Raw genomic sequence first — 22,804 nt, 5'->3', positions numbered from 1 at the left:
GGAGAGACTTGAACTCTCACACCTTGCGGCGCCAGAACCTAAATCTGGTGCGTCTACCAATTCCGCCACTTCCGCATGCAAACTGTTTTCGACATCAAGATGGTGCGGAAGGAGAGACTTGAACTCTCACACCTTGCGGCGCCAGAACCTAAATCTGGTGCGTCTACCAATTCCGCCACTTCCGCATCTTGAGGTGTTACTACTAGCCTATGGCTAATAGTGAAATAAATGGTGGCTACGACGGGATTTGAACCTGTGACCCCATCATTATGAGTGATGTGCTCTAACCAGCTGAGCTACGTAGCCATCTTTGCGAGCGAGACAATATAATACATTCTCGCTTGCAGTGAAACCTTTTTTCCTAGGTTTCCACAGAGAAAAATGGCAGGTCTACCTGGATTCGAACCAGGGGATGACGGGATCAAAACCCGTTGCCTTACCGCTTGGCGATAGACCTGCAGATAACAGCATTACTGCTGTTCAAAACCTGGTGCAGAAGGAGGGACTTGAACCCTCACGTCCTAACGGACACTAGCACCTGAAGCTAGCGCGTCTACCAATTCCGCCACTTCTGCATTTTCCTAACTGCTCTTAACCAAAAGCATTTAGGAAATGGTGGCTACGACGGGATTCGAACCTGTGACCCCATCATTATGAGTGATGTGCTCTAACCAGCTGAGCTACGTAGCCGTACCAAGTTTTGTTGTCTCGACAATACCTACGGTCTTGCCGGGAACGGGGCGCATTATGCGGATTAGCGTGAGAACCGTCAATAGTTTTTTGCAATAAATCCGGATAAATCAATCGTTCGGTTTCTTTTTAAACAAAGAGGCGTGTTTATGATCGAAAACTGCTAAGAAATTGACGAATGAAAGCGAGGTTAATTTTATGGTTACAACCAGATAACATAATAAAAGCCAGTACTTAGACTGGCTTTTATGGCGATTGTTCAGATGTTAGTCATCTGAATAATCAGACATTGAAACGGAAGTGGACTACATCACCATCTTTAACGATGTATTCCTTACCTTCCAGACGCCATTTACCTGCTTCTTTGGCGCCGCTTTCACCGCTGTACTGGATGAAATCGTCATAACCGACCACTTCGGCGCGGATAAAGCCTTTCTCAAAGTCAGTGTGGATCTTACCGGCTGCTTGCGGTGCGGTGGCACCGACAGGGATAGTCCAGGCGCGTACTTCTTTCACCCCGGCGGTAAAGTAAGTGTGCAGGTTAAGCAGTTCATAGCCGCCGCGGATCACACGGTTCAGGCCAGGTTCCTCGATGCCCATATCGGCAAGAAACTCTTCGCGCTCATCGTCTTCCAGCTCGGCCAGTCCAGATTCAATCGCAGCACATACCGGTACCACAACGTTGTTTTCGGCTTCAGCAAATTCACGTACGGCATCAAGATACGGGTTGTCTTCAAAGCCGTCTTCATTGACGTTGGCAATGTACATGGTCGGTTTCAGAGTCAGGAAGTTCAGGTAACCGACCGCGGCACGTTCTTCTTTACTCAGTTCGACGCTGCGCGCCATACCGCCCTCGGTCAGAACCGGCAGCAGTTTTTCCAGTACCGCCAGCTCAAATTTGGCGTCTTTATCGCCGCCTTTGGCTTTTTTGGCCTGGCGCTGAATCGCTCGCTCACAGCTGTCTAAATCAGCCATGGCCAGTTCCAGATTGATCACTTCGATATCTTCGATCGGCGAGACTTTACCGGCAACGTGAACGATATTTTCGTTTTCAAAGCAGCGAACAACATGGCCGATGGCGTCTGTTTCACGGATGTTGGCCAGGAACTTGTTACCCAGGCCTTCGCCTCGGGATGCGCCGGCAACCAGGCCCGCGATGTCAACAAATTCCATCGTGGTAGGAAGCACGCGTTGTGGATTGACGATTTTAGCCAGTGCGTCCAAACGCAGATCGGGAACCGGTACCACGCCTGTATTTGGCTCAATAGTACAGAACGGGAAGTTGGCTGCTTCGATACCCGCTTTAGTCAGTGCGTTGAACAGAGTTGATTTGCCCACATTTGGTAAACCAACGATGCCACATTTAAAACCCATGATATTAACCTTACTCAGCTTTGAACGTGTGTAACCGATTTTGCGCTTTGGTTAGGCCATCTTTGATCAAGATGTCCAGGCAGCGGACAGATTCGTCCACGGCGGCATCCAGCAGCTGCTGTTCCTGTGCCGGTGCTTTACCCAGCACATAACCGGTTACTTTGTCTTTGTGTCCAGGATGGCCAATGCCGATCCGCAGACGATAAAATTCTTTATTGTTGCCTAGCTTACTGATGGTATCGCGTAGGCCGTTGTGACCACCGTGGCCACCACCTTTTTTGAACTTGGCGACGCCCGGCGGCAGGTCTAGCTCATCATGCGCGACCATAATCTCTTCTGGTTTGATCTGGTAGAAATTTGCCAGGGCAGCAATTGACTTGCCAGAGAGATTCATAAATGTCGCCGGGATCAGTAGTCGCATATCATGACCATTGAGACTGATACGACCGGACAGACCAAAAAATTTACTCTCGTTTTTTAAAGTGATGTTGTGGACTCGAGCCAGCTCTTCCACCACCCAAGCTCCGGCATTGTGCCGGGTTTTGGCATATTCAGGGCCAGGGTTAGCCAGGCCAACCAGCAGTTTAATCTGTTGACTCACCGTCAGGGATCTCTCTGATAGTCAAAAAAGCGCGGTATGATAGCACAGAATTCAAGCTCTGCGTATTTGGTATAAAAAAAGCACTTCATATCGCTATGAAGTGCCTTTTTACTTCAGCAATGACCGATTAGTTGAACATTGCTGAGATAGATTCTTCGTTGCTGATTCGGCGAATCGCTTCGGCCAGCATACGAGACAGGCTCAGAGTCGTCACTTTACCGGTCGCTGCCATCTCTTTTGACAGAGAGATAGAGTCGGTAACGATAACCTGATCCAGTACTGAGTTTTTAATGTTCTGTGAGGCGTTACCTGAGAATACAGCGTGAGTGGCGTATGCAAAAACGCGTTTGGCACCGCGCTCTTTCAGCGCTTCAGCGGCTTTACACAGAGTACCACCGGTATCGATCATGTCGTCTACGATCACGCAGTCGCGACCTTCGACGTCACCGATCAGGTTCATTACTTCCGATACGTTGGCGCGTGGACGGCGTTTATCAACGATCGCGATGTCAATGTCGCCCAGCGCTTTCGCGGTCGCACGAGCACGTACCACACCACCCAGATCCGGAGAAACCACGACAGGGTTATCCAGACCACGGGACTGCATGTCTTCCAGCAGAACCGGGGTGCCGAAAATGTTGTCTACTGGTACATCGAAAAAGCCCTGAATTTGTTCAGCGTGCAGGTCGATAGTCAGTACTCGGTCAACACCGACGTTTGACAGGAAATCTGCAACCACTTTAGCCGTGATAGGCACACGGGCTGAACGTACGCGACGGTCTTGACGTGCATAACCGAAGTAAGGGATGACAGCTGTAATACGGCCAGCAGAAGCACGGCGCATTGCATCAATCATAACCACCAATTCCATCAGGTTGTCATTGGTAGGAGCACAAGTCGATTGAATGATGAATACATCACTACCACGTACATTCTCGTTGATTTGTACAGCGACTTCACCGTCAGAAAAACGGTCGACATTCGCGTCTCCAAGAGAAATGTATAGGCGATCAGCAATACGTTGGGCTAGTTCAGGTGTGGCGTTACCAGCAAATAGCTTCATATCAGGCACGGTGGAAACCTCAGGGTTGCGTCCAGTTTTAAATAGAATGGTAGTGGGCTGATTGGTATTCAGCCAGTTTCTGCTTTAACGGCGATACGTTGCGCCCTGGGGCGACAAAAGCAGTCACTTTGTCAGGCAATTCGGCAAGAACGGAAACCGCTTGTTTTTCACTGGAAAATTCAGCAAAAATGCAGGATCCTGTCCCGGTCAATCTTGACGGCGCATATTGTAGCAGCCATGAAAGTTTGTTATCAACCTCTGGGTAGATCATTCGGACAATTTTTTCGCAATCGTTTTCGTAGCGACTCTCCAGAAGTTTGCTCAGAGAACGCTCTGGCGTATTTCTGGTCAGATCCGGATGGGTAAATATGTCCTTGGTGGCAATGCTGACCTCTGGTTTAACCACCAGATACCATTTTTCCGCTGGCTGAGCAGGTTGCAGTTTTTCGCCTACTCCCTCGGCAAACGCAGAAAATCCGCGCACAAACACCGGTACATCGGCGCCAAGAGCCAGACCGATCTCCGCCAGTTGATCGTCACTCAAACCGGTTTGCCACAGGTGGTTCAACGCCACCAAAACGGTCGCTGCGTTGGATGAGCCACCGCCTATACCGCCGCCCATGGGCAAAATTTTCTCCAGTTTGATGTCTGCGCCGTAACTCACATTGCAATAGCGCTGCAAAGCCGTGGCCGCTTTCCAGATCAAGTTCTCTTCCAGCGCCACTCCCGGTAGCGCCGGTGACAGGGTGATGGTCCCGGACTGGTTGGCCTGAATGGTCAGCGTGTCGCCATAATCAAGAAACTGAAACAGGGTTTGCAGTTGATGGTAGCCATCGGCGCGCCGGCCGGTAATGTAGAGGAACAGGTTCAGTTTTGCTGGCGATGGCCATTCGGTGCGTTGGTCAATCATGGTGTGAGGGTCCATTTGGATATGACGATGTTGATGGAAGTCTCTGCCTGGCTCAGTTTTAGCTTCTGTGGCAGGGGCAACGGCTGACCAGCCAGGGTGTAATCCTGATAGCGTAAATATTGTAAGTGCCAGTTCTGCGGGCCCAGTTGCTTATCGATACTGGCAAGGGTGTTGGCCGGCGTCAACTGGAACTGATCGGCCTGGTCAGGCAGACCGAGTAGCCAGAAATGCAACTGTTCGACCGGGATCGTCAGCCCGGTTAATTGATAGACCAGCTGGTCGGCACTGCGGCCCTGGAACTGTTGGTCATCGTAGGTTTCGATGCGGGCACCGAGCGGTGAATAGTGCAGTTGCAGTACGGTTTGGCCAAGAAAATTGGTTAAGCGCAGCTGGCTGCCCTGAGTCGAGTGGGACCACTGGAAATTCAGCGACTGTCTTTCTTCAGGGGAAATATAGCCAAGCTTGCCAACGGCCTGATACTGCGTTAGCTGTTTCAGCCTCAGTTGGTGGGCTTGCCACTCCACATTAGTGGTGCTTTCTGGTGCAGTTGCACATCCTGCCAATATGGAAAGTAAAATCAGGTATAATGACAGCTGGCGAAGGGATCGTAGCATCTTGATGATTATTTGCTCACTCAACAGATATTTGAGGCTAACTATATCACTTATCTCACGAAGTCGAGAAATCGTATACCGGATTCCCTTTTCTTCAATCGGGGCATACAGTAAAATTTTGACCTGATTTTTATAAACTGACACAGAGTAACCACGATACATGTCATTGCTTGCAATCGGGATCAACCACAACACAGCCTCGGTCGAACTTCGAGAGCAAGTTGCATTTGGCCCGGACAAACTGCCTCAAGCGCTGGAACAGCTGACACACAACGGGAGTGTCGGTGGCAGTGTAATTGTCTCCACCTGTAACCGGACAGAGCTATACTGCAATGTCAAACCAGGAGGCAAAGGCAAACTGATTGACTGGTTATCACAGTTCCATCAGGTTTCCGCCGAAGCGCTCAAACCCAGCATGTATGTTTTTGAAGAGCAGGCTGCGATCCGTCATCTTATGCGGGTGTCGTGTGGTCTGGATTCTCTGGTGCTCGGCGAACCGCAAATTCTTGGCCAGGTGAAACAGGCCTACGGTGATGCCAGGGAGCATCAGGCGGTGGACGCCACGATGGAAAAACTGTTCCAGAAAGCTTTTTCCGTGGCCAAGCGGGTGCGTACCGAAACCGACATCGGTGGTAATGCCGTGTCTGTTGCCTATGCGGCTTGTACTTTAGCCAAACATATTTTTGAATCGCTGGAAAAATCCACCGTATTGCTGGTCGGCGCGGGGGAGACGATCGAATTGGTGGCCAAGCACCTCTCTGCCAATGGTTGTGAGAAAATGATCGTGGCCAACCGTACCCGGGAACGGGCACTTGGTCTGGCAGACCAGTTTGGCGCGGAAGTGATCAGTTTACCGCAAATACCTGACGTTCTGCACCAGGCGGATATTGTGATCAGTTCCACCGCCAGCCCGTTGCCGATTATCGGTAAAGGCATGGTGGAAAGCGCAATCAAAGCGCGACGTCACCAGCCGATACTCCTGGTGGATATTGCTGTACCGCGTGATATCGAGTCCCAGGTCGGCGAACTCAATGATGCCTACCTTTACACGGTGGACGACCTGCAATCTATCGTCGACAGCAATATCGAGCAGCGTAAAGTGGAAGCGGTTCAGGCGGAAGCCATTGTCAGTGAAGAAAGCGCCGCTTTCATGAGCTGGATGCGCTCATTAGAAGCCGTGGACAGTATCCGGGCATACCGCAAGCAGGCCAACGAAGTACGTGAAGAATTACTCAGCCGTAGTATTCAGGCTCTGGCTAGTGGTGCAGATGCAGAAAAAGTTTTAGTCGAACTGAGTAACAAGCTGACCAATAAATTGATACACTCTCCGACACGCGCAATGCAAACTGCAGCAGAGCAGGGTGAGCCAGCGAAACTGGCGACCATTAGAGCAACATTGGGACTTGATGATATCCCAATTTAATAACCCCCCTGAGTTTAAAAATTTATGAAAGCCTCCATTCTGACCAAGCTAGAGACGCTGGTAGAACGTTACGAAGAAGTACAACATTTACTCGGCGATCCAGACGTGATCGGCGATCAGGACAAATTTCGCGCCCTGTCAAAAGAATATTCTCAACTGGAAGAAGTCACTAAATGTTTCCAGGCCTATCAGCAAGCCCAGGAAGATCTGGTTGCGGCACAAGAGATGGCCAACGAAGACGATCCGGAAATGCGTGAAATGGCTCAGGAAGAGATCGCAGAAGCCAAACAGACCATTGAACGGCTCAACGATGAATTGCAAATCCTGTTGCTGCCTAAAGATCCCAACGATGAGCGCAACTGCTTTTTGGAAATTCGCGCCGGTGCCGGTGGCGATGAAGCGGGCATTTTTGCCGGTGATCTGTTCCGGATGTACAGCAGGTTCGCTGAGAAACGCGGCTGGCGTATCGAAGTGATGTCGGCCAATGACGCGGAACACGGCGGCTACAAGGAAATGATCGCCAAAGTGTCCGGCGACGGCGCTTACGGCGTGCTTAAATTCGAGTCCGGTGGTCACCGGGTACAACGCGTGCCGGCTACGGAATCACAAGGGCGTGTACATACTTCGGCGTGTACGGTAGCGATCATGGCAGAAATTCCAGAAGCGGAAATTCCAGAAATTAAAGCCAGCGACCTGAAAATCGATACCTTCCGGGCATCGGGTGCTGGTGGTCAGCACGTCAACACCACTGATTCCGCCATCCGGATTACCCACTTGCCTACCGGTACTGTGGTGGAGTGTCAGGATGAGCGTTCGCAGCACAAGAACAAAGCCAAAGCCATGGCGGTGCTGGCGGCGCGCATTATCCAGGCGGAAGAAGCCAAGCGTGCAGCAGAAGTGTCGGATACCCGACGTAACCTGCTCGGTTCCGGTGACCGCAGTGACCGTATCCGTACCTACAACTATCCGCAGGGCCGGGTTTCCGATCACCGTATCAACCTGACACTGTACCGCCTGTCTGAAGTGATGGAAGGCGATTTGCAGAGCCTTATCGATCCTGTGGTGCAAGAATACCAGGCTGATCAGCTGGCCGCGCTGGCGGAAAGCAACTAATCCATGTCGGCAACGACTACCGTGCAGCAGGCGCTGGACAACGCCTGCGCCAGGCTGACCGCCAGCGGCAGTGATTCGCCGTCTCTGGATGCGGCGGTGCTGCTGTGCCACAGCCTGGGAAAACCGCGCTCGTTTCTGTTTACCTGGCCGGATAAAATACTCGATGCAGAGCAACTGGCTGCGTTTGAGCAGTTGTTGCTGCGCCGGGAGCAGGGTGAGCCGGTGGCCTATATTACCGGCGAAAGAGAGTTCTGGTCGTTGCCACTGAAAGTGGCGCCAGCGACGTTGATCCCAAGGCCGGATACCGAAAGGCTGGTGGAACTGGCTCTGGACAAGGCCGCGCAGGTGCAGGGTGATATCCTGGATCTCGGCACCGGTACCGGCGCCATCGCACTGGCACTGGCGAGCGAACTGCCGCAGAGGCAGGTTACCGGTATCGACCTTCGCCCTGAAGCGGCACAACTGGCGGCTGAGAACGCCGCCCACCTTGCGATCAATAACTGCCAGTTTCTGCACGGCAGCTGGTTCGAACCTCTGCCATCAGGCACAAAGTTTGCCTTGATCGTTTCCAACCCTCCTTATATCGATGACCGCGATCCGCATCTCGGTCAGGGGGATGTTCGTTTTGAACCGCGCAGCGCCCTGGTTGCCGACGAGCAGGGTCTGGCAGATATTCGTCATATCGCTACTTATGCCCGTCAGTACCTGCAGGATGGTGGCTGGCTGCTGTTTGAACATGGTTACGACCAAGCTGAGGCCGCGCGCCAGTTACTGACGCAGCTGGGTTATCAGCAAGTGGCGACAGAAAAAGATTACGGCGGCAATGACCGCGTAACATTTGGACAATTGAAAACACAATAACCGGGAGCTCCAGACATGTATGAAGCCTTAAAGCATTTTCACCTGGCAACGGTTGCCATCAGTGCCACCTTGTTGTCGGTCCGCTACGGACTAATGATGGCGAATTCCCCGTTGAGAGAGAAAAAGTTTCTCAAGGTTTTTCCTCATATTAACGATACCGCGCTGCTGCTGTCCGGTATCGCGTTGATATTCATTACCGGCTATATCCCGTTTACTGCGGCCGCGCCGTGGCTAACAGAAAAAATCACCTGTGTGCTGGCCTACATCGCGCTGGGCTTTTTCGCTTTGAAAATCGGTCGCAATAGACTGCTGCGTACGTTTGCGTTTTTGGGGGCGTTGGGTTGGCTGGCGATGGCGGGTAAAGTCGCTGTGACTAAGATGCCGATGTTCCTGAGCTAACGGCGTGGGAAAGGATATGTTAGAGCTGTTTGATGAAGATTTTGACGCCATCGAGTTGGTGGAAGGGGCGCTGGCACTCAACCGTGCCATTAAACCGGAAACCCGCTACAACTGGGCGCTGGCTGAGCTGGAACGGTTGCTGCAAGAAGCGGAACTGGAACTGAGCCAGCAAACCGCTCCAGAGCAGCGTTTTGATGCATTAGTGCGCTTGTTTTACCATCAGTGGGGATTTCGCGGTGACCGGGATGCCTACTACGACTCTTCCAACGCGTTTATTGATGTCGTCTTGGAGCAGCGCCGCGGTATTCCGGTGAGTCTGGGGGCGTTGCTACTCTATTTCGGCCGTAAGCTGGGTTTCCCGCTACAGGCAGTGACGTTTCCGACTCAGTTTGTGCTCAAGCTGAGCTGGCCGGATCAGCCGGTTCGCTATATCAATCCATTTGATGGCGAGTATGTTTCAGAACACACGTTGCAGGCCTGGCTGATAGGGCAGAGAGGCCCGCTTGCCAAGCTAAAATCGAAGCACCTCAAAGCCACTGATAACCCGACCGTTATCGGCCGTTGGCTGGCCCTGCTGAAAAGTGCCTTGCTGCGTGAGGAGCGCTATACTCTGGCACTGAGATGTACGGATCTGGCGTTAACTTTCGTGCCCGATGATCCCTACGAAATCCGCGACCGCGGTTATATATACCAGCAGCTGGATTGCCATCAGATAGCGTTGAACGACTACCAGTATTTTATTGACCAGTGCCCGGATGATCCGGCCTCTGAATTGCTGAAAAATCAAGTGACTGCACTGAGCGAAGATACAGTCACTCTGCACTGAACAACAGATTACAAGTGAGATGATAATGGAACAAAAAACCGTACAGGTGGGTAATATCGCTGTCGCTAATGACCGACCATTCACCCTGTTTGCCGGCATGAATGTGCTGGAGTCCCGTGATCTGGCGATGCAGATCTGTGAATACTACGTCAACGTGACGGAAAAGCTGGGTATCCCCTACGTATTTAAAGCGTCGTTTGATAAAGCGAACCGCAGCTCAGTTCACTCTTACCGTGGACCTGGTATGGATGAAGGACTGAAAATCTTCCAGGAACTGAAAGATACCTTCGGCGTGAAATTGATTACCGATGTACACACAGAAGCGCAGGCCCAGCCAGTTTCTGAAGTGGTCGATGTGATTCAGTTGCCTGCCTTTTTGGCTCGCCAGACTGATCTGGTAGAAGCGATGGCCAAAACCGGTGCGGTTATTAACGTGAAAAAGCCACAATTTATGAGCCCGGGCCAGGTGGGAAACATCGTTGAGAAATTTGCTGAGTGTGGCAATGAACAGGTGATCCTGTGTGAGCGCGGCTCCTGTCACGGTTACGATAACCTGGTGGTGGACATGCTCGGCTTCGGCGTCATGAAAAAAGTCTCTAACGGCAGCCCGATCATTTTTGATGTGACTCACTCACTGCAAATGCGCGATCCGACTGGCGCGGCATCTGGTGGCCGTCGCGAACAAACCGTTGAACTGGCCAAAGCCGGGTTAGCGACTGGCATTGCCGGCCTGTTTATTGAAGCTCACCCGAACCCGGATCAGGCCAAGTGTGATGGTCCGTCAGCACTGCCGCTGGACAAACTGGAGCCATTCCTGGCGCAGATGAAAGCACTGGATGACTTGATCAAAAGCTTCCCGGCGATTGATATCAGATGATCAATACTGCGATTATCAGTGAGTTTAAAAGCCGGCCTTGGGCCGGTTTTTTATTACCACTTCAACGGCTTGCTATCGAAAGCTGTTGAAGCCAAGTGGTCGCTCACGTTATCACGGCGTTGTGCCTACCTCACAGTAAAACGATTGCCTGTGATCGATTGATTTTGCTGATGAAACCCTGGCGATTTTTTGCATTGAATTATTAATTTAAAAGTGATCTGCTCTGCATAAATATGAAACTGGTCTGTTGTGTTTTGCGGCTTAATTTAAACTAGTTCAAGTTTTATCGAGCTATCTGATTGATTTGTAGCATGATGTCTATGCTGTACGAATCGGTAATTTGAGTAGTGGACCCCAATCGTTCAAAGGTATGACAATGAAGCAAGGCCTAATAATTAAAACAGCGCTCAGTGCGGCGATTATTGCCACTCTGGCTGGTTGTGCAAGCCAATCAGCGCCAGAATGGGAACAGGACAAAACCTATCAACTGACGGTTTTACACACTAATGACCACCACGGCCGGTTCTGGCAGAACAAATACGGCGAGTATGGCATGGCTGCCCGTAAGACATTGATTGATCAACTGCGCAGCGAAGTGGAAGCGCAGGGAGGCAGCGTGCTGCTGCTGTCTGGTGGTGATATCAATACCGGCGTACCAGAATCAGATTTACAGGATGCCGAGCCTGATTTCAAAGGCATGAGCAAAATCGGTTACGATGCGATGGCACTCGGTAATCACGAATTCGATAATCCACTGTCGGTTCTGTTCCAACAGCGGGATTGGGCTAATTTCCCGATGCTGTCTGCCAATATCTATGACAAAGAGACCGGTAAGCGTTTGTTCAAGCCGTATCAGATGTTTGATAAACAGGGCATCAAGATAGCGGTAATTGGCCTGACAACTGAAGACACTGCCAAGATCGGTAACCCGGAATACATCAGTGGCATTGAATTCCGTGATCCTAAAGTTGAAGCCAAGGCGCTAATCGCAGAATTAAAGCAGACTGAGCGTCCGGATCTGATTTTTGCAGTAACCCACATGGGTCACTATGAAGATGGCAAACGTGGCGTTAATGCCCCAGGTGATGTGGCACTTGCACGTTACATGAACGAGGGCGATCTCGACATGATAGTGGGTGGCCACTCACAAGAGCCGGTCTGTATGGAAGCGGTCAATGTCGTTGATAAAGGCTTCAAACCCGGCGATGAATGTAAGCCGGATATGCAGAACGGTACCTATATTGTTCAGGCGCACGAATGGGGTAAATATATCGGCCGTGCCGATTACCAGTTCCGCAACGGTGAACTACAAATGGTCAGCTATGACCTGATCCCGGTTAACCTGAAGAAGAAGATTAAAGTCGACGGCGAAAGCAAGCGTGTATTGATTGAAGATGAGATCGCTGAGGATCAAGCTCTGCTGGACTTCTTGCGTCCTTATCAGGAGCAGGGTCAGGCTAAGCTGAATGTTAAAATCGCTGAAACCAACGGTAAGCTGGAAGGCGATCGCAATGTGGTCCGTTTCCAGCAGACTAACCTGGGACGTCTGATCGCCACTGCCCATATGGAGCGAGCCAAAGCCGATTTCGCGGTGATGAACTCCGGTGGCGTGCGTGATTCAATTGAAGCGGGCGACCTTACTTACAAAGATGTACTCAAAGTCCAGCCGTTTGCCAACATCCTGACGTACACGGATATGTCGGGTAAAGAAGTGCTCGATTACCTCAATGTGGTGGCAACCAAGCCGGTTGATTCTGGTGCCTATGCCCAATTTGCTGGCATCAATATGACGGTTGCGGATGGTAAGGTATCGAATGTCTTTATCGGTGGTAAGCAGCTGCGTCTTGATGAAACCTACCGTTTCACCGTACCAAGCTATAACGCGGCAGGCGGCGACGGCTACCCGAAACTGACTGGCCACCCAGGCTATGTCAACACCGGCTTTGTTGATGCTGAAGTGCTGAAAGAGTATCTGGAAGCACACAGCCCACTGGACGTTAACCTGTACGCGCCAGCCGGAGAAATCCAATATCAATAAGCGTCTGGCTATTGACTGAATCAGTCGAATAACTTTAACTAAAACGCCACTCATGTGGCGTTTTTTCTATTTCGGCAACAGAACCGAAAGCGTAAAGTAAGGAATCAGCATGACCCCAGCTATCAATCTGGCTAAGAAAAATAAGGTAGCCCATACCATTCACCAGTATCAGCACGATCCCAGAGCAGACAGTTATGGCCTTGAAGCCGCGCAGGTACTGGGACAGGATCCAGCGACCGTGTTCAAGACGTTACTGTTTTGCATTAACGGTGACGCGAAAAACCTCGCAGTGGCGGTGTTGCCTGTCGACCAGAAACTGAACCTGAAACTGGCGGCAAAGGCGGCCAAAGCGAAAAAAGCCGATATGGCCGACCCGGCCATCGCGGAGAAAACGACCGGATATGTGGTGGGTGGCATCAGTCCGCTGGGGCAGAAAAAACGCTTGCCTACCTTTATCCATGCCAGTGCATTGGAACTGGAAACCATATGCGTTAGCGCCGGCAAGCGAGGTCTGGAAATCGAGCTGACGGCACAGGATTTAGCCAAACTGACCAAAGCCGAGTTTGTTAATCTGTGCCAGGAATAAGGCAATAAAAAGCGGCCAACCACGGGCCGCTTGATACTGTATTTATGGCTGGAACGCGTGTAAGTTAGCGTCCGGAAACCGGCTATTAACGGGTTTCTTCTTCCATCTGGGCATTATCAACTACATGATTATCACCCAGATCATGTGGCAGGATAAGGTTAAGCAAGATAGCGACAATCCCGCACAAGCTCACTCCTTTCAGGCTGAAATCACCGATGCCAAATGCCATACCGCCAATTCCGAAGACCAGGGTCACCGCCACAATCACCAGGTTGCGGGATTTGTGCAGGTCAACATTGTTTTTCACCAGGGTATTCAGACCCACAGTCGCAATAGAGCCAAACAGCAGAATCATAATGCCGCCCATGACCGGTACCGGAATAGTCTGTAGCAACGCACCTAATTTACCTACCAGAGCCAGAACAACAGCGGTGACCGCAGCCCAGGTCATGATCACAGGGTTGAAGGCTTTGGTCAGCATAACCGCACCGGTCACTTCACTGTAGGTGGTGTTTGGCGGCGCGCCCACCAAAGAAGCGGCCATGGTGGCAATACCGTCACCGGTCAGGGTACGGTGCAGACCTGGTTTTTTCAGGTAATCTTTGCCGGTAACGTTGGAGATCGCCAACATGTCGCCGACGTGCTCAACCGCAGGGGCAATGGCAACCGGAATCATGAACAGGACAGCATTGATGTTGAATTCCGGGAAAGTAAAGTTCGGTAACGCCAGCCAGGCCGCCTGGCTGACCGGTGCAAAGTCCACCACGCCAAATACCAGACTCAAGCTGAAGCCGACTACGATACCACCAAAGATGGGGATCAGTTTCATAAAGCCTTTGGCAAAAACGCTCAGGGCGATGGTGGTCAGCAGCGATGCAGAACTGATCCAAAGCGCGATGTCACCATCCACCAGCTGAACCGAGCCGTCGCCGGTTTTACCCAGTGCCATGTTCACCGCAACCGGAGCCAGGCCCAGACCGATCACCATAATCACCGGACCAACCACTACCGGCGGTAGCAGTTTGTGAATAATCGCCACCCCGCGCACTTTGATCAGCGCACCCAGGCAGACATAGACCAGGCCTGCGGCCATCAAACCGCCCATAGTGGCTTCGATACCCCAGGTTTGCACGCCAAACATGATAGGAGCGATAAAAGCAAAAGAAGAGGCGAGAAAGATCGGCACGCTTCGACGGGTAACCAGTTGGAATAACAAGGTTCCCACACCGGCACCAAATAGTGCGACACTGGGATCAAGCCCGGTAAGTAGTGGTACTAACACCAGGGCGCCAAACGCAACAAACAGCATTTGCGAGCCAAGTATAATGTTTTTCATAATACGATTTCCCAGGGTTGGTTTAGGGTGGCAGATAAAATTCGCAGGATTCTATCACTTTGAGCGCAGCTATCCAGCTCGATTTGATCAATTATTGCTAAATTAGATGCAATTTTCGCAATCGATTGCGTTGGCTGATGTTTTGGTGCGCTATTGGTGGCTTGCCTTGCTCCGAAACGGATAGTTATTTATCATCATCATTCGCCACGCAAAACGTAGGAAATTTATGCGCAAGTTAGCTTTATTAGTCGTTGGACTGATCGCTCTGCCAGTGCAGGCATTAACCAATGTCGATCTGTTTCGATCCGAAGTCATTCTGGATCAGAGCCAGGCCAATGCAGAGTCTGATGCCCGGATTACCGGTATGAAACAGGTCATTGTTCGCGCCACCGGTGACCAAAACGCGCCTGCGAACGACGTGGTTCGTAAAGCGCTACGACAAAACAGCCAGTATCTGTCTCAACTGAGTTATGGTCAGTTTGCCGGCCAGGAAACCCTGAAGATGAACTTCAACGGTGCGCAAATCCGCGCTCTGCTCAGTCAGGCCCAGTTACCTTTCTGGCCGGAAAAACGGGCAAACCTGCTGGTCTGGATGGTGGAAGAGTCTAATATGGATCGCAATATCGTCTGGGAAACATCGGATTCTGAGCTGCTGAATGACTTACGTGCGCAGGCATCATTACGCGGTTTGCCCGTGACAATTCCAGTCGGTGATTTTGATGATATTACCGGCCTGACCGTATCGGATGTCTGGGGTGGATTTATGTCGCCAGTCGCCCAGGCGAGTGAACGTTATCCAGCCGACGCGATTCTGGTCGTGAAAGGGCAGGGCCAACAGTTACAGTGGGCGTTATATGATCAGGCGCCGGCCAACCTGACTCGCTCCACTCAGGCGCCGCTCGCCGGCAGCAGCCGTGGCAGCGATGCCATGAGCGACATGGTGGATCAAATCAGTGATTACTATGCGAAGAAGAGTGCCGTGCTGGTGGCCAGTGAGTCCTCTGAGTCAGTCAAAGTGCAGTTCAACCAGATCAATAACGCATTCGACTTTTTCCTGCTGGAAGGGGAGATGAAGCAGCTGAGTTCTGTCGCCGGCTTAGATATTCTGAAAATTCAGGGTAACACGGTGACTTTCAATGTGGAGTTATTAGCACCGGAGCAGGATTTTGTCGGGGAAGTCGGACGTATCCGTGGTGTTGAGCAGCTGCAGTCTATCGAAACCAGTGAGTGGTTACTGGAGGAGATGGGCGAACCGCAGCAGCCAGTTCAAATCGATCGTGCGTTTAACAACGATGCCAGTACCATTCAGCCGATTCTGGCCGAGCCGGTTCTGGCCGAGTCTGAGCTGGAATCTGTTCAGGGATCTGTTCAGCAAGCTGTAGAGACGGCCCCGCTGCCGACAGAAACCGTGCTGGCCTTTAACTGGTTAACCCGGCCAAGAGCAGCCATCTCTGATCGGTCTGGCGAATTGCCTGATAGCAGCGACGACGAATTAGAATAAGAATAAAAAAAGAAGCTCTCGGGCTTCTTTTTTTTATTGGCAAACGGTCTGGTTTAACCGCAGTTATTTTTCGAAGCGGGATTTTTCCTGCTTCTCCACTTCAGACAGTTTTTTCAGCTTCAGTCCCAGTTCTTTGCCTCTGGCTCTGGCATAGAGAATGTTGCCGGCAAACCCGAGACAGGTTAACAGCAATTCAACCGCCGCCAGCCAACGCTCACCGCCATCCACGTAAATCAGTGTCAGGGCATGCAGGAAATAGAGCATCAGGACAAAGTTCGCCCAGGCATGGGTATACGGTTTACCGGCCAGGATACCGGGCAGAGGCAGCAGCAACGGAATGGACCAGGCCAAAGCCAGTGTAACCGGATTGATGTGCGGATGGGGCGAAAGGCTCAGTTGCCACAATACCACCCAGCCCAGTAGTGACAGGTTGCCTGCCAGCGCGAGCCAGCGGAATTGTTTGGTTTGTGGTGACATTTCGGCGCTCATTAGAATAGATTCCTTACTATTAATGGCGAACGGACAACGACGCGACGCAGCACTATTGTACCAAGCCGCCTTTTAGTGTTTTGGCGATGGTGGCAATTCGTTTACCTAATTGCCGGGCCAGCTCGGATTCAGATTCTGCCAAACCCTCGGTTTGGTTCCGCTTGACACGACTGGCTCCGTATGGGGAACCGCCTTTAGCCGTGGTGTGTAGCTCAGGATGTGAATAGGGGAGGCCCAGGATCACCATACCGTGGTGCATCAGTGGCAGCATCATACTGTGCAGGGTACTCTCTTGCCCGCCATGCATGGACGAACCGGACGTGAACACTGCAGCAGGTTTGTCGATTAATGCGCCGGAGACCCACAGGGGGGTGGTTTGATCCCAAAAGTGTTTTAGTGGTGCGGCCATATTGCCAAACCAGGTCGGGCTTCCCATCGCTAGGCCATCGCACGCTTTGAGTTCGTCCAGACTGAGTACAGGATCCACCGCTGGCTGCGACGGAGTGATCTCCTCAACCGTGCGCAGCAGCGCTTCACATTCCGCTACCGATTCCACGCCGCGGGCAATTTGTCGTGCTAACGCAAGTGTTGAACCATGGCGGCTGTAGTACAGCACGACAATCTGACAGATCATAGAATATCCAGTACCTGCTCTGGCGGCCGGCCATGACGAGCCTGACCATTGGCGACCACGATAGGACGTTCAATCAGTTTCGGATGGGACGCCATGGCTTCAAACAGCTGCTCATCACTGGCATCTTTCAGCTCCAGCTGGGCATATTCGTCCTCTTTGGTACGCATCATGGCACGGACATCGGACAAGCCGAGCTGTTGGTACAGGGCCTTGAGCTGTTCAACGCTTGGTGGCGTCTCAAGATACTTGATCACTTCTGGCTGGATATCGCGCTCTTCGAGCAGTGCGAGGGTCTGACGGCTCTTGGAACAACGTGGATTGTGATAAATCACGACTGACATAAACTTCTCCTGAAATTGTGATTATTGGAGGGATAGAAATCTTTCTCGTAATACGATTAACTGGTCGATTCGGGCGTCAAAACGGGCCTGCTCCAGGCTACCCAGTTGGGCCAACTGACTCGCTTGCGAATAATACTGAATGGCTTTGTCCCAATTGGCTTGCAGGGCGAGCACTTCAGCTCGTGCTGCCAGATCCTCATCACTATTGCCAAGCCGAATATTGGCCTCAGACAGCAGGTGCCAGCCATTGGTATCGTTGGGATTGTCGTGCGTGTAACGCTGCAGTACCCGCACTGCCTGCTGGGCCTGGTTGTTTTCAATCAGTGCGTTGGCATAGTTAATGGTCAGCACAGGGTTATTCGGCTTGACTTTAAGAGCATCGGCCAGCATCTGCACTGATTTGTCCGCCTGGTTCTGACCGATATAGAGGTCTGTCAGGGCATCCAGATAAAATTCATTGTACGGATCCTTCTTCGCCAAAGCTTCCAGCGCCGCTTTGGCTTCTGGATAACGGCGGTTATCTAAATCAACCAGGGCCAGTCCGTAGCGAAAAGCGGGTTTAATCGACTCTGAGACTTTATTCTCAGTCCGAGTCAGCCAGTCCTTTGCCGCCTTGCTGTCGATGCCGGCATATCGCGCGACAACACGGGCTCTCGCTAAATGATAGTTGAGCGACGGCTCCAGCCTCCTCAGCGGGTAATTCTGGGCTCTGGCGCGGCTATCGGTGATTCGATCTTCTGGCAGCGGGTGAGTCAGTAACATCGGTGGTGGCTTGGTGGCATAGCGATATTCATCCGCCAGGCGACCAAAAAACTTTGGCATATCTTTGGCTTCGAAACCGGCTTTGGCCAGTGTAGCAATTCCGAACCGGTCAGCTTCTTTTTCATTGCTGCGGGTATAGTTAATCTGGCTTTGCACACTGCCGGCCGTGGTGGCGGTCATCGCGGCAATGCCCGCCTGAGGGGCGGCAATCGCCAGCAACAGTGAACCGGCTAAGGCGGCCAGTGTGGCCGGAGATCGGCGTGCCTGATCTTCCATGCTACGGGCCAGATGGCGCTGGGTCACGTGGGCAATTTCGTGGGCAACAACCGATGCCAGTTCACTTTCGGATTGAGCGTGCAGGAATAGACCGGAGTGTAACGCAACGTAACCGCCGAAAAAGGCGAAGGCGTTGATGTTCCGGTCCTGAATCATGATAAAGGTAAACGGTGTTTTGACATCGTTGGCATTGGCCACCAACCTGTGTCCAAGTGTATCGATATAGCTATTAAGTACCGGATCGCTGACCACAGGTTGGCTGCTACGCAACATCCTCATGTACGCATCTCCGTAGATCAGCTCTTGGTCTATGGTCAACGTACTGCTGGCTGCGGTGCCCATTTCCGGTAAATCCGATGGATTAGCCAGGACGTTAGCTGGGGAATGGAGAATAGCGGCAATACAGAGACAGACGATCGAACGGGTGTTTTTCAACATATTCAGGTTGTAACTCCTCTTTCAATGTCTGTTTGACACTGTTTATCAGTGATGGGTTCCCTAACAGTGCAAGTTTACCTTCAAACTGTTTTGGCTTTAAATTTCAAACGCTTAATATGTAGCTCCATTCGGCTGAGACCAGACGGTATACCGTGAGTCACGATAGTTTTTCCGCTGACGCTCAGGGCAAAACAAGCTACAATGACGGCTCTATAATAAGCATAGCCGTGAAGAATGGAACCCTATATTGTTGATTTAAGAGCACAGCGCTGCCCAATGGCGTTATTACTCGCCAAGCGACATGCCTCTGAGATGACAGTGGGGCAAAGCTTAACCATGCTGATACAAGATATCAGCTCAGCAAATGATATCGAACTCTATCTTTCGCGTCATGGATTTGAAGTGAAGCGGCAAGCAAATGCCGGGCATCTCTCCATCGCGGTCACAAAGGAAGCAGATTAAATGCTTGAAATGTTAACTCGCTGGTACAACCGACGCTTTTCCGACCCGCACGCGGTCAGTTTGGTTCTTATCCTTCTGATCGGTTTTATCACCATCTATTTTTTCGGCAACCTGATCGCTCCGCTGCTGGTGGCGATCGTGCTGGCCTATCTGCTTGAATGGCCAGTAAATAAGCTTTCTCATTGGGGCGTACCGCGCACATTGGCGGTGGTGTTGGTGATCATGTCGTTTGTGACTCTGATGATGTTGGCGATTTTTGGTCTGGTACCGACGATTTGGACGCAGGTTGGCAACTTAATCAATGACATACCCAACATGTACAACGGGCTACAAACCTTTATTGCTACCTTGCCAGAGCGCTACCCGGAACTGGCAAACCTGCAAATTGTTGAAACGATTGTCAGTAAAGCCAAAAACGAAGTGCTGACGGTTGGTGAAAGTGTCGTGAAAGGGTCACTTGCCTCGTTGGTCAGCCTGGCTACTTTAGGGGTGTACTTAATTCTTGTGCCACTATTGGTATTCTTCTTGCTTAAAGATAAACAAGAGATGATATCCATGGCGAGTGGCATTTTGCCGCGTAACCGTAAGTTGGCCAATAAAGTCTGGCATGAAATGAATGAGCAGATCTCCAACTACATTCGCGGCAAGGTACTGGAAATTCTTATCGTCGGTGGCGTGAGCTATGTCACTTTCGCGATACTGGATCTTCGCTACTCGGTGTTGCTGGCCGTCGCAGTTGGCCTGTCGGTGCTGATCCCTTATATCGGTGCGGCAGCGGTAACGGTGCCGGTCGCGATTGTCGCTCTGTTTCAGTGGGGAGTCACACCACCGTTCTACTGGTTGCTGCTGGCCTACGGCATCATTCAGGCGCTGGACGGAAATGTTTTGGTACCGGTACTGTTCTCAGAAGCGGTCAATTTACATCCCGTGGCGATCATTGTCTCTGTATTGGTGTTTGGTGGTTTGTGGGGATTTTGGGGGGTGTTTTTCGCCATACCTTTGGCCACGCTGGTCAAAGCAGTATGGAATGCATTACCCAGTCATGACGAAGACAACGTCGAATCGGAACAGTCGTGAGCAGTATCGACAAATTGTGATGCTGTAAGCATTTCGATTAAAGCCGTGTGTTGAGTCAGCCTCGACCACGGTTTTTTTATGCGTCGATGTCACACCACAGTATTTTCGAGTGGATTAATCGCACGTTGTACATCAATGTTTATTATTAAAATTATAAATAAAGCTAGGTTATTCAATAACAACATAACGAGTTAACTAGTCATGCGATTTTGCGTTGAGGGAAATTATGAAATTTGGCCATAAAGTAGTTGCCGCTTCGGCCGGCTTGCTGTTCGTGATTCTATCTCTGCTGTCAGTGCAGCAGATGCTGACTATGTCTTCTGCGGTGGAAGATTTGGTGGATAACAGTCTCAGTGAACTGGTGAAAGGGGTGCAGAAAACCGTAAGCGCTGAAATGGAGAGTAAAAAATCTCTGGCTCAGTCGACCACAGAAGTCATTGAACTGGACGCGACCAATCCAGATTTCATCAAGAAAGTGCTGGAGAACCCTAAGCTGAAAGGCAGCTTCCTGGCGGTGGGGTATGGGTTTGAGTCCAATGGTAAGCTGATCGAAAACGATGATGCCTGGGAAGCAGACTCCAGTTACGATCCGCGTAAACGTCCTTGGTATATCGATGCTAAATCTCAAGGGAAGCTGGTGGTAACCGAGCCCTATGTGGATGCGTCCAGTGGCAATGTGATTATCTCTATCGGCACACCGGTACGTGACGGGCGTCAGTTTACCGCGGCGATGTTTTATGACGTTCAGCTGACCGGCCTGGCCGATCTAGTCAACAGCGTCAATCTGTTTGATGCGGGCTACCTGTTTATCGTGACGGAAGATGGCACCACCATTGCCCATCCGGATAGTAAACTCAATGGCAAGATCGTCACGGAGTATCTGCCGGGTATCCAGATCAAACCGGGCTCTGAGCAGCTCACGATCGACGGTAAATCATATCTGATCCACTTTGCCTCTGTACCGGGAGAGAACTGGTATGTCGGTGCCATTGTCGATAAAGAGATCGCCTTTGCATCGGTGGATAACCTGGCTCGTAACTCGATGATTTTCTCTGTGATCGGCCTGATTATCACGATTACCGTATTGACTCTGCTGCTGCGTTTTTTGATGCGCCCGCTGGGTGTACTGAATAGCGCGATTCAGGATGTCGCCTCCGGGCAAGGGGATTTGACCAAACGGTTGGATACCAATACTGATCAGGAGTTTGCCCAACTGGCTGAGGGGTTCAATACCTTTACCGCAACACTGCAACAGCAAATCACTCAGTCGAAAGCGATCAGTGCCGAAATTTTGCATGGCACTGAAATGACGGTGCAGGGGGCTCAAGAATCGGCACAGGCGATGCAAAGCCAGCTGCAAGAACTGGAGCAACTGGCGACGGCGATGCATGAGATGTCGGTGACGGCGACTGAAGTTGCCAACAACGCCCAAGGGGCAGCCTCGGCGGCTAAAGTTGCGGATGAAGCGACACAGGACGGTTCTGTGGTAGTAAGTGATACCACCGTCTCCATCGATGCCTTGTCAGCCCGGATTGATCAGGCAGTGGAAGAAGTGCTCGGACTGGAATCCGCCACGGCCAATATCGAAACCATTCTGAAAGTGATCAATGACATTGCGGACCAAACCAACCTGCTGGCACTGAATGCGGCAATTGAGGCGGCACGTGCCGGTGAGTCCGGTCGCGGTTTTGCCGTGGTGGCCGACGAAGTTCGCACTCTGGCCCAGCGTACTCAGCAATCAACCACTGAAATCCGCAACATGATCGAACAGCTGCAAGCGGGAGCCAGCGCGGTCTCTGTGGCAATGAACGAAAGCAAGACCACGGCAGTCGATGCGGTTGAAAAAGCGCAGGCGGCCAACAGTGCTCTTGAGCGTATTCGTGATTCTATCCAGCAAATCTCGGATATGAACATTCAGATCGCCTCTGCGGCGGAAGAGCAGAGCCTGGTGGCGGAAGAGATCAACAGCAACACGGTTAAGATTAAAGACCTGTCGACTCAGGTGGCGGATTCTGCTGCGGGTGCAAACATTGCGATGCAGGCGCAAACTGAAAACGTCCGTGAGCAGAATGCGTTGCTGAACAAATTCATCGTTTAACAACCGATGGAGACA

At 51.4% G+C, this 22,804-nt stretch carries 22 protein-coding genes and 5 tRNA genes; 12 read left to right on the top strand and 15 right to left on the bottom strand.

Translation table 11 applies throughout. The features are described 5' to 3' along the window. Positions 1–100: 100 nt before the first annotated feature. The 10 genes from ACQY6F_RS01780 to lolB form a co-directional block, all read right to left on the bottom strand. Positions 101–185, bottom strand: a tRNA-Leu gene (locus ACQY6F_RS01780). A 44-nt stretch (positions 186–229) separates the two neighbouring features. Next, positions 230–306, bottom strand: a tRNA-Met gene (locus ACQY6F_RS01775). Positions 307–382: 76 nt separating this feature from the next. Next, positions 383–457 (bottom strand) — tRNA-Gln (locus tag ACQY6F_RS01770). 31 nt (positions 458–488) lie between these two features. Beyond that, a tRNA-Leu gene (locus ACQY6F_RS01765) sits at positions 489–575 on the bottom strand. 38 nt (positions 576–613) lie between these two features. Next, positions 614–690, bottom strand: a tRNA-Met gene (locus ACQY6F_RS01760). Between the two features lie 282 nt (positions 691–972). Continuing rightward, positions 973–2,064: a redox-regulated ATPase YchF gene (gene ychF / locus ACQY6F_RS01755; RefSeq protein WP_428771845.1), complete on the bottom strand. Its 1,092-nt coding sequence runs from the start codon at positions 2,062–2,064 to the stop codon at positions 973–975. 10 nt (positions 2,065–2,074) lie between these two features. Further along, positions 2,075–2,665, bottom strand: coding sequence for an aminoacyl-tRNA hydrolase (gene pth, locus ACQY6F_RS01750; protein WP_428771843.1), 591 nt, complete (start codon positions 2,663–2,665; stop codon positions 2,075–2,077). A gap of 127 nt (positions 2,666–2,792) precedes the next feature. Beyond that, a complete protein-coding gene (locus ACQY6F_RS01745; protein ID WP_428771841.1) occupies positions 2,793–3,737 on the bottom strand; it encodes a ribose-phosphate pyrophosphokinase in 945 nt (314 codons plus the stop codon). A gap of 28 nt (positions 3,738–3,765) precedes the next feature. After that, complete coding sequence (gene ispE, locus ACQY6F_RS01740) at positions 3,766–4,638, bottom strand: 4-(cytidine 5'-diphospho)-2-C-methyl-D-erythritol kinase (protein ID WP_428771839.1); 873 nt, start codon at positions 4,636–4,638, stop codon at positions 3,766–3,768. Further along, positions 4,635–5,252 (bottom strand): lipoprotein insertase outer membrane protein LolB, encoded by a 618-nt coding sequence (gene lolB / locus ACQY6F_RS01735; RefSeq protein ID WP_428771837.1) that lies wholly within the window; start codon positions 5,250–5,252, stop codon positions 4,635–4,637. Before lolB ends, ispE begins: the two co-directional genes overlap by 4 nt. A 160-nt stretch (positions 5,253–5,412) precedes the next feature. Here lolB and hemA point away from each other — a divergent pair, with 160 nt between their 5' ends. The 8 genes from hemA (at position 5,413) to ybaK (ending at position 13,375) form a co-directional block, all read left to right on the top strand. After that, complete coding sequence (hemA, locus tag ACQY6F_RS01730) at positions 5,413–6,675, top strand: glutamyl-tRNA reductase (RefSeq protein ID WP_428771835.1); 1,263 nt, start codon at positions 5,413–5,415, stop codon at positions 6,673–6,675. A 24-nt stretch (positions 6,676–6,699) separates the two neighbouring features. Further along, positions 6,700–7,788 (top strand): peptide chain release factor 1, encoded by a 1,089-nt coding sequence (gene prfA / locus ACQY6F_RS01725; protein ID WP_428771833.1) that lies wholly within the window; start codon positions 6,700–6,702, stop codon positions 7,786–7,788. 3 nt (positions 7,789–7,791) lie between these two features. Continuing rightward, complete coding sequence (gene prmC, locus ACQY6F_RS01720) at positions 7,792–8,649, top strand: peptide chain release factor N(5)-glutamine methyltransferase (protein WP_428771831.1); 858 nt, start codon at positions 7,792–7,794, stop codon at positions 8,647–8,649. Positions 8,650–8,664: 15 nt separating this feature from the next. Then, positions 8,665–9,048, top strand: a complete 384-nt coding sequence (locus tag ACQY6F_RS01715) for a SirB2 family protein (RefSeq protein WP_428771829.1) — start codon at positions 8,665–8,667, stop codon at positions 9,046–9,048. Between the two features lie 16 nt (positions 9,049–9,064). Continuing rightward, a complete protein-coding gene (locus ACQY6F_RS01710) occupies positions 9,065–9,874 on the top strand; it encodes a SirB1 family protein (protein WP_428771827.1) in 810 nt (269 codons plus the stop codon). A 25-nt stretch (positions 9,875–9,899) separates the two neighbouring features. Then, complete coding sequence (kdsA, locus tag ACQY6F_RS01705; RefSeq protein ID WP_428771825.1) at positions 9,900–10,751, top strand: 3-deoxy-8-phosphooctulonate synthase; 852 nt, start codon at positions 9,900–9,902, stop codon at positions 10,749–10,751. A gap of 376 nt (positions 10,752–11,127) precedes the next feature. Further along, a complete protein-coding gene (ushA, locus tag ACQY6F_RS01700; RefSeq protein ID WP_428771823.1) occupies positions 11,128–12,789 on the top strand; it encodes a bifunctional UDP-sugar hydrolase/5'-nucleotidase UshA in 1,662 nt (553 codons plus the stop codon). Between the two features lie 109 nt (positions 12,790–12,898). After that, positions 12,899–13,375 (top strand): Cys-tRNA(Pro) deacylase, encoded by a 477-nt coding sequence (ybaK, locus tag ACQY6F_RS01695; RefSeq protein WP_428771821.1) that lies wholly within the window; start codon positions 12,899–12,901, stop codon positions 13,373–13,375. Between the two features lie 85 nt (positions 13,376–13,460). Here ybaK and ACQY6F_RS01690 read toward each other — a convergent pair whose 3' ends face one another. Further along, positions 13,461–14,711, bottom strand: coding sequence for a uracil-xanthine permease family protein (locus tag ACQY6F_RS01690; protein WP_428771819.1), 1,251 nt, complete (start codon positions 14,709–14,711; stop codon positions 13,461–13,463). A gap of 226 nt (positions 14,712–14,937) precedes the next feature. On the opposite strand from ACQY6F_RS01690, the gene ACQY6F_RS01685 reads away from it, so the two are divergent. Beyond that, entirely contained in the window at positions 14,938–16,212 is a 1,275-nt protein-coding gene (locus tag ACQY6F_RS01685; RefSeq protein ID WP_428771817.1) for a DUF2066 domain-containing protein, read from the top strand. Positions 16,213–16,275: 63 nt separating this feature from the next. On the opposite strand, the gene ACQY6F_RS01680 is transcribed toward ACQY6F_RS01685, so the two are convergent. Genes ACQY6F_RS01680 through ACQY6F_RS01665 form a run of 4 tightly spaced genes read right to left on the bottom strand, consistent with a single transcriptional unit; the run spans position 16,276 to position 19,152 of the window. Further along, positions 16,276–16,701: a DUF2069 domain-containing protein gene (locus tag ACQY6F_RS01680; RefSeq protein WP_428771815.1), complete on the bottom strand. Its 426-nt coding sequence runs from the start codon at positions 16,699–16,701 to the stop codon at positions 16,276–16,278. 52 nt (positions 16,702–16,753) lie between these two features. Next, positions 16,754–17,332: an NAD(P)H:quinone oxidoreductase gene (wrbA, locus tag ACQY6F_RS01675; protein WP_428771863.1), complete on the bottom strand. Its 579-nt coding sequence runs from the start codon at positions 17,330–17,332 to the stop codon at positions 16,754–16,756. Further along, entirely contained in the window at positions 17,332–17,676 is a 345-nt protein-coding gene (gene arsC / locus ACQY6F_RS01670) for an arsenate reductase (glutaredoxin) (protein ID WP_428771813.1), read from the bottom strand. The genes wrbA and arsC overlap by 1 nt, the downstream gene beginning before the upstream one ends. A gap of 21 nt (positions 17,677–17,697) precedes the next feature. Then, positions 17,698–19,152, bottom strand: coding sequence for a M48 family metalloprotease (locus ACQY6F_RS01665; protein ID WP_428771811.1), 1,455 nt, complete (start codon positions 19,150–19,152; stop codon positions 17,698–17,700). A 234-nt stretch (positions 19,153–19,386) separates the two neighbouring features. Here ACQY6F_RS01665 and ACQY6F_RS01660 point away from each other — a divergent pair, with 234 nt between their 5' ends. From ACQY6F_RS01660 to ACQY6F_RS01650, 3 genes are all read left to right on the top strand, one after another. Further along, complete coding sequence (locus ACQY6F_RS01660) at positions 19,387–19,614, top strand: sulfurtransferase TusA family protein (RefSeq protein ID WP_428771809.1); 228 nt, start codon at positions 19,387–19,389, stop codon at positions 19,612–19,614. Continuing rightward, positions 19,615–20,691: an AI-2E family transporter gene (locus tag ACQY6F_RS01655; RefSeq protein WP_428771807.1), complete on the top strand. Its 1,077-nt coding sequence runs from the start codon at positions 19,615–19,617 to the stop codon at positions 20,689–20,691. A 226-nt stretch (positions 20,692–20,917) separates the two neighbouring features. Continuing rightward, entirely contained in the window at positions 20,918–22,789 is a 1,872-nt protein-coding gene (locus tag ACQY6F_RS01650) for a methyl-accepting chemotaxis protein (protein WP_428771805.1), read from the top strand. Positions 22,790–22,804: the final 15 nt, after the last annotated feature.

Origin of the sequence: Vibrio sp. (assembly GCF_050299255.1) — a bacterium.
In the GTDB taxonomy this organism is placed as follows: domain Bacteria; phylum Pseudomonadota; class Gammaproteobacteria; order Enterobacterales; family Vibrionaceae; genus Vibrio.
The sequence above is the reverse complement of the archived record's forward strand: the minus strand, read 5'-3'. Positions and strand labels throughout refer to the sequence as shown.